The 14,491-nt window shown below is 37.9% G+C and carries 7 protein-coding genes; 5 read left to right on the top strand and 2 right to left on the bottom strand.

The annotated features are described in order from the left end of the window. Positions 1-460: 460 nt before the first annotated feature. From dnaE to JML65_RS01735, 3 genes are all read left to right on the top strand, one after another. Positions 461-5,128, top strand: a complete 4,668-nt coding sequence (gene dnaE / locus JML65_RS01745) for a DNA polymerase III subunit alpha (protein ID WP_115920842.1) — start codon at positions 461-463, stop codon at positions 5,126-5,128. 331 nt (positions 5,129-5,459) lie between these two features. Then, positions 5,460-9,146 carry a fibronectin type III domain-containing protein gene (locus JML65_RS01740; RefSeq protein ID WP_202269716.1) on the top strand — a complete coding sequence of 1,229 codons (3,687 nt, stop codon included), beginning with the start codon at positions 5,460-5,462 and terminating at the stop codon, positions 9,144-9,146. A gap of 136 nt (positions 9,147-9,282) precedes the next feature. Next, positions 9,283-11,244 carry a T9SS type A sorting domain-containing protein gene (locus JML65_RS01735; protein ID WP_202269715.1) on the top strand — a complete coding sequence of 654 codons (1,962 nt, stop codon included), beginning with the start codon at positions 9,283-9,285 and terminating at the stop codon, positions 11,242-11,244. 98 nt (positions 11,245-11,342) lie between these two features. On the opposite strand, the gene JML65_RS01730 is transcribed toward JML65_RS01735, so the two are convergent. Further along, positions 11,343-11,501 (bottom strand): hypothetical protein, encoded by a 159-nt coding sequence (locus JML65_RS01730; RefSeq protein WP_156126115.1) that lies wholly within the window; start codon positions 11,499-11,501, stop codon positions 11,343-11,345. Between the two features lie 43 nt (positions 11,502-11,544). Beyond that, positions 11,545-12,372, bottom strand: coding sequence for an ion transporter (locus JML65_RS01725; protein ID WP_047494200.1), 828 nt, complete (start codon positions 12,370-12,372; stop codon positions 11,545-11,547). A 189-nt stretch (positions 12,373-12,561) separates the two neighbouring features. On the opposite strand from JML65_RS01725, the gene JML65_RS01720 reads away from it, so the two are divergent. Both JML65_RS01720 and JML65_RS01715 read left to right on the top strand, forming a co-directional pair. Next, positions 12,562-13,659 carry a Nif3-like dinuclear metal center hexameric protein gene (locus tag JML65_RS01720; protein WP_202269714.1) on the top strand — a complete coding sequence of 366 codons (1,098 nt, stop codon included), beginning with the start codon at positions 12,562-12,564 and terminating at the stop codon, positions 13,657-13,659. A gap of 3 nt (positions 13,660-13,662) precedes the next feature. After that, on the top strand, positions 13,663-14,439 hold the full coding sequence (locus tag JML65_RS01715) for a zinc ribbon domain-containing protein (RefSeq protein ID WP_047494193.1): 777 nt from the start codon (positions 13,663-13,665) through the stop codon (positions 14,437-14,439). Positions 14,440-14,491: the final 52 nt, after the last annotated feature.

Here is a 14,491-nt window from a genome sequence, read left to right as displayed (position 1 = left end):
TTATTTATTATTTTGTTTGATTTAATTAATTAATTCATATTTAATTTTTGGTTTATTTTTTCATGAAAAGAAGATTGCTAAGCCCGGATATTTGTGTTTTTGAATTATTTTACTTTAAAAATTAATTGTAGGATGATATCTGTGAAAAGGGGGGCTGACAACATATCTAAGGAGATAATCTCTACATTTTGTTCATTAAACTAAAAAATACGGACTGATATCAGTCTCTAAAACCTTAGTAAGCCCACTTAAAATATTTTAAATAGATTTTTTTGTGAATACCTATATTTATTGACTTGATTTATTTTAATTTGATTTAATTGCTGTTTGGTTTGTTTAATTCGTTATTATTTCAATATTTGTAAAATAGAAACGGTTATTTATATTATGGTCTTAAAACAGAATTAGAAAAAAATGAAGTAACTTTACATTCTCTTTTTTAAAAAAGTTAGAAAATTATATGTACTTAATTTTTGACACAGAAACAACCGGTTTACCAAAGAATTTTAATGCTCCGCTTTCAGACTCAGATAACTGGCCAAGAATGGTTCAGATTGCTTGGCAGGTTCATGATGATGATGGGAAATTAATTGAAAATCAGGATTACATCATAAAGCCGGAAGGCTATGATATCCCCTTTAATGCTGCCAGAATTCACGGGATTACTACAAAAATCGCCAATGAAGAAGGTCGTGATCTTCAGGAGATTCTCGAAGAGTTTTCAAAAGTTCTTGAAAGGGTAAGGGTAGTTTCCGGGCATAATGTTGAATTTGACTACAATATTGTAGGAGCAGAATTTTATAGAAAAAATTTAGAAGATAATTTACAGGAAAAACCGAGGGCTGATACCATGATCCTGGGAACAGACTTCTGTAAGCTTGGCGGAGGCCGTGGAGGTAGATACAAATCTCCGAAACTTGAAGAATTATACGAAAAACTTTACGGAAATAAATTCGATGAAGCGCATAATGCTGCTGCTGACGTAAATGCCACGGCTCAGGTTTTCTTCGAAATGATGAGGATTGGTGTGGTTCCGGCTGAAATACTGAAAATATCAGAAGACCAGCTGGCTTATTTCAAAAGTCTTTATCCTGATCCTATCAAACCTTTTGGAATTGTTATCCGAAGACAGGTTGCTGACTTTAACAATAAGAAAAAGCAGCAGGATTTTGGAAGTATAGACGAAATTGATCTGGGTAAATATTTCAATTTTGATAACCATAGTGTGTTTTCTACTTTGACTGCCACTTCGAGTATCAATGACCTGATTAAAAAAGCCACTGATGAAAACTTCCCTGCCGTTGGAATGGTCGATTTGGGAAATATGATGGGAGCTTTCAAGTTTGTTTCCGCTGTGGAAGGTACTAATGGAGACAGAGCAAAAAAACATAAAGAATATCTGGCTAAAAAACAGGAAGCGGAAGAAAAAGGAGAGGAATTTAATGAGGAAGAACCTGTTTCAGAACCACTGATTCCTGTGGTGGGATGTGAGTTTTATATCTCAGAACGTTACGAACAGAAACAATTTACCAAAGATGATCCCGATAGAAGAACCCAGGTTGTTCTTCTGGCAAAAGACTTTAATGGGTATAAAAACCTGGCCAAGCTTTCCAGTATAGGATTCCTGAAAGGGTTCTATTTTGGGGTTCCCAGGATAAGCCGAGAACTGATTGCTCAGTATAAGGAAGGTATTATTGCGCTGACATCAGGAATTCTTGGAGATATACCTGATGCCATTCTAAATACCGGGGAACAAAAAGGGGAAGAGCTTTTTAAGTGGTGGAAAGAGACTTTCGAAGATGATTTTTATGTTCAGCTTCAAAATCATCAGCTTCCTGAGGAGGAGCACCTGAATGAAGTTCTGCTGTACCTGGCAGACAAATATAATGTTAAAATTTTAGCTCAAAACCAAACTTTTTATACCAATAAAGATGATTCCAATATTCAGGATATCGTAAGCTGTATTAAAGATGGTGAAAAGCTTACAACCCCTGTGGGTAAGGGATTTGGAAAAAGAAGAGGATTGGCTACAGGAGAATATTACATCAAAAATTCTGATGAAATAAAAGAGGCCTTTCTCGCTTATCCGGATGCATTTGAAGCCTATGAGGAATTCTTTGCCAAATTTAAACCTTATACCCTCAAAAGAGATGTACTTCTTCCGAAATTTGATATTCCTGAAGAGTTTATTCATGCTGAAGATGATGTAGATGGAGGAAAAAGAGGGGAGATGGCATATCTTACTCACCTTACTTATGAAGGGGCTAAAAAGAGGTATGTGGATACGGGAATCACAGAGGAGATAAAAGAACGTCTTGACTTTGAGCTGGAAGTAATTGCCAATACGGGGTATCCGGGATACTTCCTTATTGTTCAGGATTTCTGTAATGAAGCCCGTAAAATGGGAGTTTGGGTAGGCCCCGGAAGGGGATCTGCTGCCGGATCAGCGGTTGCCTATTGTATTGGAATTACCAATGTAGACCCTGTAAAATATGACCTCCTTTTTGAGAGATTCCTGAATCCTGAGAGGATTTCCATGCCCGATATTGATATTGACTTTGATGATGAAGGAAGGGACAGGATTATTAAGTGGGTAATTGATAAATATGGACAAAATCAGGTCGCTCAGATCATTACTTATTCCGTTCTTGGTGGAAAATCTGCTATTAAAGATGCCGGAAGGGTTTTGGATGTTCCGATTCCTGATACCAATAATATTGCGAAGCTTATTCCTTCTACACCAGGGATGAATATTGCAAAAGCATTAGCAAAATATGAAAAATTAAAACCGGAAGAACAGATGCTTGTTGATGAGATGAGGTATGTTCTTAACAGTCCTGATGATGCCCGGCATGGAGTACTGGCAAGTGCCAAGAAAATGGAAGGCTGTATCAGGAATACCGGTATTCATGCCTGTGGAGTAATTATTACGCCGGAGGATGTAAGTAACCTTGTTCCGGTAACCATTGCAGCGAAAGATGCTGATATTTTGGTGTCACAGTTTGATAACTCTGTGGCAGAAAGTGCGGGTCTTTTGAAAATGGACTTCCTGGGACTTAGAACACTGACGATCATTAAGGATGCTTTGAAGCTTGTAAAGGAAAGACATGGGATTGATATTGATCCTGATGAAATTCCTCTGGATGATACCAGAACCTATCAGCTGTTTAAAGAAGGGAGAACGGTCGGAATTTTCCAGTATGAAAGTCCCGGGATGCAAAAATACATGAGGGAGCTTAAGCCAACGGTTTTTGCCGATCTTATTGCCATGAATGCATTGTACCGTCCGGGGCCTATTAAATATATTCCAAACTTTATTAACAGAAAGCACGGAATTGAGGAAATCGTTTATGATTTACCGGAAACGGAAGAGTATCTGAAAGAAACCTACGGGATTACGGTTTATCAGGAGCAGGTAATGCTTCTGTCTCAAAAATTGGCCAACTTTACCAAAGGTGAAGCTGATACATTGAGAAAGGCGATGGGTAAAAAGCAGATTGATGTTCTTAATAAGATGTATCCTAAATTCATTGAAGGAGGCCGAAAGAATAACCTGAATGAGGAGAGGCTGGAAAAGATATGGAATGACTGGAAGGCCTTTGCGGAATATGCCTTCAACAAATCTCACTCTACCTGTTATGCATTTATTGCGTATCAGACAGCTTTCCTGAAAGCCAATTACCCAGCCGAATATATGGCGAGTGTAATGAGTAATAACATTAACAATACGGATTCGATCACTATGTTTATGGAGGATTGTAAAAGTATGGGCGTTGATGTTTTAGGTCCGGATGTTAATGAATCGCAATATAAATTCTCAGTAAACGAAAAAGGACAGATCCGTTTTGGACTTGGAGCTATTAAAGGGATTGGTGAAGGGCCTAGTGAGGGAATTACCAGAGAAAGAGAAAACGGTAGGTTTAAAAATATATATGATTTCTTTGAAAGGATATTGCCTTCTCAGATGAATAAAAGAGTTGCAGAAAGTTTAGTGCTGGCTGGAGCTTTTGATGAACTGGACTCCTTCCACCGAGGTCAGTATTTTGATATCGATATGGCTGGAAGAACCAATCTGGAAAGATTGATCAGATACGGACAGAGTTTTCAGGAGAGTAAAAATGAGATGGAGCATTCCCTGTTTGCTGATTTTGCAGAAGAGGTCCAGATTGAACAGCCGAAGTTACTTCCTTGTCCGGAATGGCCCAATATGCATACCTTAAATAAGGAGAAAGAGATCATTGGATTCTATCTTTCTGCACATCCATTGGATGAATTCAAGTACCAGTTCCAGTTTATGCAGGGGCAGCTTTCCAAGAAGTCGGTGCTGGAAAAAGAGGAAGGAGAAAAGACCGGGACTGATGAAACACCTGTTTTAGAACAGGATTCACAGGATGAAACGGTTGATCTCACTGAAATTGTATCTGATGATGTAGTTGCAGGAGAAGAGGAAGTTATAGAAGAGGTAACCAAAAAGGCAGAGCCCAAAGGGACTTTTTCATTTCTCAATCTTGATGAGGTAGATGCTTACAAAGAGCAGGCTTTCGCAAATAAACAGGAAGAATTGTTTGAAGAGAAAAAGAAGGACTGGAAAACACTGCAGAAAGAGAGAGAAAACGGAGGCGGTGGAAAAGAATACACTGTAGCAGGTTTAATTACGGAATATAGAGTTCAGGACGGTTTCAGAAGTGGTGAGAAAGTAGCTTTTGTAACGCTTGAAGATTATTCCGGATCTTATTCTTTCAGGCTTGGAGACAGGGATTATATGAGGTTGAAAGAAAAGCTTGAAGTTCAGAGGTTTGTGATTTTTAAAATCAAATTTGCCCAGGTAAAAGATGGCCGGGTTTTCGTGAATGTGAATGATGTGATTGAGCTTCAGGAAGCATTTGAAAGATTTGCGAAAAGCATATCTCTGGTAATGGACGTAATGGACGTAAGACCTGAAGATCTTGATTTCTTCAGAACAGTTCTCGAAAGGAATAAAGGAAATCAGAAGCTAAAATTCTTTATTAAGAATATTGATGATGATTCTCATATAGAAGTCCAGTCTATGAAACATTCTGTAGACCTCAATGGGGATCTTATCAAAGAAATTCAACTGCTTAATAAGTATGAATTTTATCTCAATTAAAAAAAATGGTAAATAAATATCTGTAAAAGCGGCTTTTTAGCCGCTTTTTTTATTGGGTTTTGGTGAATTTAGTGATTTTTTATCAAAAATTATTTTATGTTAAATAGAAGCTTGATTATTATATGGATTTATTATTCATATATGCAAGTTACTGATAATCAGTTTTTTATAATTTGTCATTGATTGATGAAAAAACGTTAAAATTAAATAATTGTTTAATTTTAATTAAAAATAATTGGTATTTATTGATTTTTAAACATTGATTTAAATTAATTTATGATTTTTTATTGAATATTTATTTACATTTACCCTCTAATTTTATTTACTATATATGAAGAAACTTCTACTCACGTGCATGGCTGCTTTTTTTTATAGCGTATCTGCACAGGTAGGTCCTCCACAAACTGCGAATCCAAATACCAATAATGGCTATGGATTTGTTCAGAGTCTGGGTACCTACACTCCGTTATCCGCAGGTAAAACTGTCTGGCAGTCCGGGACTGCTTTGAATACAGATGCTGCTTCTGCAGCTATTACCTTGCCGGCTCCATTTAAATACAATGGTAAAACCTACACCAGTATTTACATCAGCAACAATGGGTATATTACCTTTGGAATTGCTCCCTCAGCCGGTAATACGAGTGTTCTGACAACCAACTCCGCATTTGAAGGCGCGGTAGCCGGATTTACAGCTAATTTAAGAGCTGCCAATACCACTACTTCGGAGATTGCTTACGAAACAATCGGTTCTAAGTTGGTGATTCAGTTTACAGACCTTCAGAGTAATAGCGGTTCTGCTGCCCAAAAGTTAAATTTCCAGATCGTATTGGATACAACCGCTAATACCGTAGAGATTATGTATGGTGACTGCGCTTCCGGTACAGCGACCTTAAGTGGACAGGTAGGGTTAAAAGGAGGAGAAAGCTCTGATTTGAATAACAGAGTAGGGACGGACTGGACAAGCACCACTGCAGGGGCAGGATCTACAACTACATCCTGTACTTTAGGAACCACTAACGGAAATACGGTTCCGGCTTCTGGTCTTAGTTTTAAATATACTCCGGGAAACTGGATTGGAGCTCCGTCTTATGCTTCCATGCCTTATACTGAAACTTTTTCTGCCTGGGGTAATGGAAATTCTGTAGGAGATCTGCCTAATGTTTCAAACTGGAGGTCATGGCCTTCCAGAGGAGATAATTCATGGAGATCTACAGAGTTGACAGCTGCTAATGCTGGTTTTACAAGTGTATCGGGATGGACAGATGTCTCTGAGTCTACGGCCACACCTATTTCTTCTCCGGCAACGGCTCCTGCGGCAAGATTCCATTCTTACCATGTTTCTGCAGGTCTTTATGGATATATGGACCTGTATATTGATTTATCTTCCGGAACAGGAGAGAGAGTTCTTTCTTTTGATTATGTCAATGTATCCGGTACAGATAATCTTAAAATACAGCTTTCAACTGATGGCGGGGCTACCTTTACAACGGTAGGTACTGCTTTCGGAACTTCTGCTACATGGTCCAGTAAAAATGTTGTTTTAGGCTCCAATAGCTCTACTGCAGTGATAAGATTCCTTGCAACGGGGGATTTTGGAAGTGATGATATATTCATAGACAATGTTAAAGTGAGTGCTATGAACTGTCTGATGCCTGCGACGGTTACTACCGGAACGACAACGGCTACCACTGTTCCTGTCAACTGGACGGTTACTACTGCCGCACCTACTTATGATATTTACTACAGTACATCAGGAACAGCACCTACTGCTGCTTCTACACCAACTTTTACCGGCGCTACGGGGACAACTCAAACGGTTACAGGACTTACACCATCCAGTACTTATTATGTGTGGGTAAGATCGAATTGTGGAACTGATCAAAGTATCTGGGTGTATGGGGCTACATTTACGACCAAAACATTCTGTCCTTCGGTATCTGCTCCAACTTTATCAGCAACCGGAGTGGCTTTGAAGCCTACTTTTACGTGGACTGCCAATGTTGACGCTACCGGTTATAAATTATCTATCGGAACGACTGCAGGTGGAACGGATGTTTTAAGTGCTTTTGATGTAGGAAATGTTACTACGTATACATTACCAAATGAGTTGGCTTACAATACAAAATATTACTATACAATCAATTCTTATAATGCTACCCAAACTTCTACGGGTTGTACGGAAAGAAACTTCACTACTTTGTCAATTTGCCCTACGGTTTCTGCACCGGCATCTGCTGCTGCTGACGTTTCGTTATCACCTACCTTTACCTGGTCGGCTGTAACAGGGGTGAATGGATACAAATTGAGAATAGGAACTACTCCCGGAGGAACGGATGTTATGAATAATGTAGATGTAGGAAATGTAACGACCTATACCTTACCTACAGTTCTTAATAATTCAACAACCTATTATTATTCGGTAGGTGCTTATACAGCTACACAAAGTTCAACGAACTGTACAGAAAGAAATTTTTCGACTGTTTGTGGTACTGTAACCTCTTTCTCTGAAAATTTTGATGGTGTGACAGCAGGAAACTGGCCTGCATGCTGGGGAAAAGTAGGAACGACAGGAAGTGCCAATACTCAGGCCGGTTCAATAGGAAGTGCTCCAAATGTTCTCTATATCTATTCTTCCAGTACCAGTAATATTGCAATAGTGAAAATGAGACCGGTAAGCACATTAGATACAGGTCTTTACAGATTGAGATTCAAAGCGAGATCAAACTCTACTTTAGGAGGGAAAGTTGAAGTGGGATATTTAACAGACCCTACAGCGGCATCTTCTTTTGTAAGTCTTGGGATTTTTACAACGACCAGTACCACTGTTGCAGATAATTTTATAGTGAATAGTATTACTGCTCCGGCAGGAACTACAACACTTGCTTTCAGACACACAGGAAGCCCTGCCAATAGTGTTCTTATCGATGATGTAAACTACGAACTGACTCCTGCATGTGCAGATCCTGCAGCATTAGTGGCATCTGCTGTTCTTGCTCAGAGTGCTGATGTTTCATGGACTGCTCCTGCAACCGCTCCGGGCAGTGGATATGAAATCTATTATTCTACATCCAATGCAACTCCTAGTGTAGCAACTCCGGCAACGATAACTAATATCACAGCTACCAACAGAGCTTTATCAGGTCTTGCAGCGAGCTCAACATATTATGTTTGGGTAAGATCTAACTGTAATGGTACAGATAAAGGAGCATGGGTAGGTGCGGTAACATTTACTACGGCTTGCCTTGCTATTGTTCCGGCTTATACCAATGATTTTTCAACATTCCCGGGAATGTGTTGGTCACAAGCATCCGGAGGATCGTCTTCTACAGGATCTACAGGATCTACAGCATTATGGATTGCTGACGGATTCCTTAATTCCGGAACTACTGGGGCTGCCAAAATGAATATTTACAACGATAACAGAATTGGATGGCTTAAGACTGCAGGATTCGACCTTTCTGCCGGAGGGTATAAAGTTGAATTTGATTACGCAGTGACAGACTTTGCTGATACTACTTCATCTGCTATGGGAAGTGATGATACAATGCAGTTTGTCGTTTCCACAGATGGTGGAATTACATGGACAGTGTTGAATACATGGACAGCAGCCAATGGGCCTTCCAATGCATTAAATACTTATTCTTTGGATCTTACAGGATATACCAATCCTAATACAATCTTTGCATTTTACGGTTCTTCGGGTACCACAGATGATGCTGAAGACTATGACTTCTTTATAGATAATTTTAAAGTGACAGCTTCACAGTTGGCCACTTCTGAGACTAAGGTAAAAGAAGGACTTAAAGTATATCCTAATCCGTTTACTGATGTTATTAACATTTCGGATGTATCTCAGGTGAAATCTGTTTCAATCATTGATTTGGCAGGAAGGGTAGTGAAGACTGTAGAGTCTCCTTCTTCTGTACTTCAATTGGGAGATTTAAATCACGGAATGTATCTGACTGTATTATATATGAAAGACGGATCTAAACAGATCTTTAAAGTCATAAAAAAATAAAATTCATTAATTTTTAATAATTACAAAGCAGCAACTCTAGAGTTGCTGCTTTTTTTAATATTTTTTTAATTTTTTTAAACGTTGTGTTAAAATTATTATTAATTTGGTAATCAAGTTAACACTAAATTAAAGAAATATGAAGAAAATACTACTTTTATGCCTGTTTACAATAAGCATGGTACTAAATGCTCAAATCAACCTTGGAGAAGGGAGCACTGAAACCGGGAACGCCCCGATCAATCCTTATTATGGATATTCGTATATTCAGCAAATCTTTACCAAACAGGAAATTAATGCTAATGCGGCGGGAAATATCACCGGCGTTAAATTTTACCTGGATGCTTCAGCCTCTATTGATAATTCATCTGACTGGGTTGTTTATCTGGGACATACAGCCAAAACAAATTTTACATCTGATGATGACTGGATCCCTGTAGCCCAGCTGACACAGGTATATGCGGGAACTGTTACGAATGCTAATGGAGTAATAGAAATAACTTTTGCTACCCCATTTCCCTATAACAACACGCAGAATTTAGTCATTGCAGCAGAAGAAAATTCCCAAGACTATGATGATGATGACATATTCTCTGTATTTAAGTATGGTTCGGTAACAGACCGTACCCTTTCTTACAGCAGTGATTCTACAAATCCTGACCCAGCAAGCCCTCCAACAGGTGATTTGTTGGAATATAGATCTGTGGTGAGTCTTATGGGGCTTACGATTAATCCTATTCCTGCTTGTCCTATGGTTGGATATCCGGGAAATAATTCAACATTTATACCGGTGTCACCGGATATTACGTGGAATGCCCCTCAGGGAGCTACAGGGTATAAGATTTCTATAGGAACAACACCTGGAGGAACTGATATTGTTAATCAGCAGTCTGTAACGACCAATAATTTTACACCTACCTCTCCACTGGCTATTGATACCGATTATTATCTTAAAGTAACAGCAGTAGGTGCTGGAGGCGAGTCTGTAGGATGCTCTGTCATTAAATTCAGAACAGCTCCGGCAGCTCCGGCTAACGATGACTGTACTGATGCTGTAGTACTTACGGTAAATCCGGATATGAACTGTGGCAGTGTAGCATCAGGATATACCCTGGGTGCTAGTGACTCAGGATTATTGACTGATCCGTGCTACGGCGATGCAGATGATGATGTTTGGTTTAAATTTACCGCAACAGGCACCAGTCATGTAGTTACGCTCAGCAATGTGGTTTCTATTGGAAGTGATTTTAATGATGAGGCCTATTATCAGGTTTTTAGCGGAGATTGTGCAAATCTTGTAAGTACCGTGTGTGGATATGGTGGAATGGAAATTCTTACCGGTCTTACAGCAGGAAATACCTATTATATAAGAGTATACAGCTATGGCGGAGCTGGAGAAGCCCAGAGCTTTAATTTATGTGTGGGAACTATACCTCCACCACCGGCCAATGATGAATGTTCAGGTGCTTTAACTGCTGCTGCATTCCCATATACCTATACACAGTCTGATGCTGCAGGGGCTACTAATAATGGGGCCTACCTTGAAATGTGTACTAATGGGATGAATGACGGGACGTGGTTTACTTTCACAGGAGATGGAAGTACTTTCGATATCACTGTAACCACTCCTGCAGATAGTTATTTTGACTCTCAAATCGGTGTATTTAGCGGCGCATGTGGCAGCTTAACCTGTGTGGACACTATAGATGGGAATGGATCCGGAGAAACAGAAATAATTTCTATCCCAACGGTTGCCGGGACGGTCTATTATGTGAATGTAGGGAATTACAGTACATGGTCTGATGATTTGGAAGGAACATTTACCATCTCTATTAACAAAGAAAATCTGGCAACTTCAGAAACTTCTAAAGCTAAAAATACGGTTCAGGCATATCCGAATCCATTTACGGAAGTACTGAATATTTCAAAGATTGATCAGGTAAAATCAATCTCTGTTTCTGATATTTCAGGAAGATTAATGAAAAGTATTGATCAACCGGCTTCTGTTCTTCAGTTAGGAGATCTGAAATCAGGAATTTATTTAGTAACTCTGAATATGAAAGACGGATCCAAGCAAACCATTAAAGCGATTAAAAAATAAAACAATAGGCTTTAATTTCTTACTATAAAAAAGGAAGAGTGAAATATTTCACTCTTCCTTTTTTATGCCGATATCGTGTATTTATAAGTTATTACTCATTATTTATTGGGTACGGGTTGTATATCTCCAGTATTCATCATCTCAAAAACTGTTGGAAAGAACATGACAAGAATAAAGTAGATGATAATCATTAGTACAACTAATGCAAAAAGGATAATGACTAAGCTATTGGGCTTGTTTTTCTTTTGTGGTTCCATGATTTTGTGGTATTTGGTTGATAAATTAAATGAATACTAAATATTAAGCTAATTTCTTGCCACATTGTTTGCAGTATCTGGCATCATCATCAATATCTTCGTTACCACACTGTTCACATACCTTTTCCAGGTTCTGTCTTTTATTCCGCATTTCTGCAGTTACAATTCCGGTAGGAACAGCAATAATAGAGTAACCGGCCAGCATCAGAACAACCGCAAAAAACTTCCCTAAAGGCGTAATAGGAGAGACATCTCCATATCCTACGGTAGTTACAGTAACGACAGCCCAATAAATAGATTGTGGAATAGTTTCAAATCCCGGTCTTCCTCCTTCCACCATAAACATCAGGGAACCAACGATTACCGAAAAAATAATTAAGAATAAAAGGAAAATGTAAATCTTTCTGGAACTGTTTTTTAAGGCCCTGACAATCACGGAACCGTCATTCATGAAGTCCATAAGATTGAAAACCCTAAAAACTCTGAGCATTCTCAGCATTCTGAAAATCAGGAAATACTTCGTTACCGGAAAGAAAAAGCTTAAGTAAAATGGAACCAGTGCAAAAAAATCAATAACTCCAAAAAAACTGAAAATATAATGTTTCTTATTTTTTACCACGGCAATCCGCATGGAATATTCAATGGAAAAGAAAATAGAGATAATCCACTCCAGAATTAAAAATGTATAGTGAAATCTTTTGTCAAGCTGAGGTACACTTTCCATCATAATGATAGCAGTACTGACAAGAATTAAGGATAATAATATGATATCGAAAAGTTTTCCGAGCTTAGTGTCGGAGCGGTAGATGATCCTGTAAAGATATCTTTTCCAGAGTGTATCTTCCGGAACAAGATTGTGTTCTCTTTCCATTTAAATTGGGTTATTTCACAGTGAAGATAATCATTTTCATGAAGTATAGCGTAAAGATAGGTCTGTTAAAAGGAAATTCCCAATATTACCTACGTCATTATGATATATCAATAGTTTTTTATTGACGTAGAAATTTTTTCGGAATCCTTGTAAAATTAATATCTTCGCTGTAACTGTAAAAATAGACTAATGAAGCTAAGAGCTGTAATTTCAAAGATTGAAGAGGAAATAAGTATCAGACAGGCAGAGGATTTTGATAACGTAGGATTGCTGTGTGGTGTTCCGGATCGTGATGTAAGCGGAATTCTGGTATGCCATGATGCATTGGAAAATGTAGTAGAAGAGGCAATTCTGAAAAACTGTAATCTGATTGTCTGTTTTCATCCGATCATATTTTCCGGGCTAAAATCCATAACTGGGAAAAACTATGTTGAAAGAGCTGTTTTAAAGGCTATTGAAAATAAGATTGCGATTTATGCTATTCATACAGCATTTGATAATGATTTCTTTGGGGTCAACCACGGAATATGTAGCCAGCTGGGATTAAAGAATATGAAAATTCTTCAGCCTAAAGAAAATAATTTGAAGCAGCTGACGGTTTTTGTACCTAAAGACTATTCTGAAAAAGTAAGAGAGGCTATGTTTTCAGCAGGAGCGGGCAATATAGGTTTTTACGATGAATGCAGTTTTACTGTCAATGGGAACGGAACATTTAAGCCGGTAGAAGGTTCCAACCCATTCTCCGGAGAGAAAAATATTCGTGAAAATGCTGATGAGGATATGATTTCCGTAATTTTTGAATCTTATAAGCAGGGACAGATTGTTGGTGCAATGAAGACCGCACATCCATACGAAGAAGTGGCTTATCAGGTTTATACTCTGGATAATAAAAACCAGCATGCCGGATTAGGAATGTACGGTGAGCTGGAGGATGAAATGGATGAAAAGGATTTTCTGCAGTTTGTAAAAGAAAAATTCGGTCTTGAAGTGATAAAACATTCTGCTTTTAATCATAAAAAAATAAAAAAAGTAGGGGTTCTCGGAGGATCCGGAGCCAGTGGAATCAGAGCTGCAATTTCCAAAAAATGTGATGTTTACCTCACCGGAGATATTAAATATCACGATTATTTTTTAGCGGAGTCCAAAATGCTGATCTGTGATATAGGTCATTATGAATCAGAACAATTTGTAAGTCAACAATTATTTGAAATTTTATCACAAAAATTTAGTACATTTGCAATTTCAAAATCTATTGAAAAAACAAACCCAGTAAATTATTTCATTTAACATATGGCAAAAACCAACGATATTTCAGTTGAAGAAAAATTAAGAGCTTTATACGATTTACAGATCATTGATTCAAGATTGGATGAAATCCGAAATACTAGAGGAGAATTGCCAATTGAAGTTGAAGATCTTGAAATCGAGATTGAAGGTCTTGAGAAAAGAGCTGAAAAATTTCATGCAGACATCAAAGAACAGGATGATCAGATTAAAACCAAGCATGAAGTTATTAACCATGCAAAGGCTTTAATTGAGAAATATAAATCTCAGCAGGATAATGTAAGAAACAACAAAGAGTTTGAAGCATTAGGAAAAGAAATGGAATTCCAGGATCTGGAAATTCAGCTTGCTGATAAGAGAATTAAAGAATTCGGGGTTAAAATTGCTCACAAAAACGAAACTTTAAGCGAATTGAACGCAAAGATCGATGATTTAAAAAACCACTTGAAATTCAAGAAAGAAGAATTAAACGATCTTGTGTCTGAAACTCAAAAGGAAGAAGAATATCTGTTAGAGCAATCTAAAGAATTCGCAGGTAAAATTGATGAAAGATTATTGGCTTCTTACAACAGAATCAGAACAAACTCTATCAACGGTCTTGCAGTAGTAGGATTAGAAAGAGGTGCTCCAAAAGGATCTTTCTTCACTATTCCTCCTCAAAAGCAAATGGAAATTGCTCAGAGAAAGAAAATTATTATTGACGAACACTCTGGAAAAATTCTTGTAGACGATGAGTTGGTAATGGAAGAAAACGAAAAAATGAAGTCTGTAATTAAATTCTAATTATTGATTTTAAATAATACAAAAGCTGTTTCAGAAATGAGACAGCTTTTTT

The sequence above is a fragment of the Chryseobacterium sp. KMC2 genome, assembly GCF_016756935.1.
Lineage (GTDB): Bacteria > Bacteroidota > Bacteroidia > Flavobacteriales > Weeksellaceae > Chryseobacterium > Chryseobacterium rhizosphaerae.
This window is presented reverse-complemented; position numbering and strand designations above follow the sequence as displayed.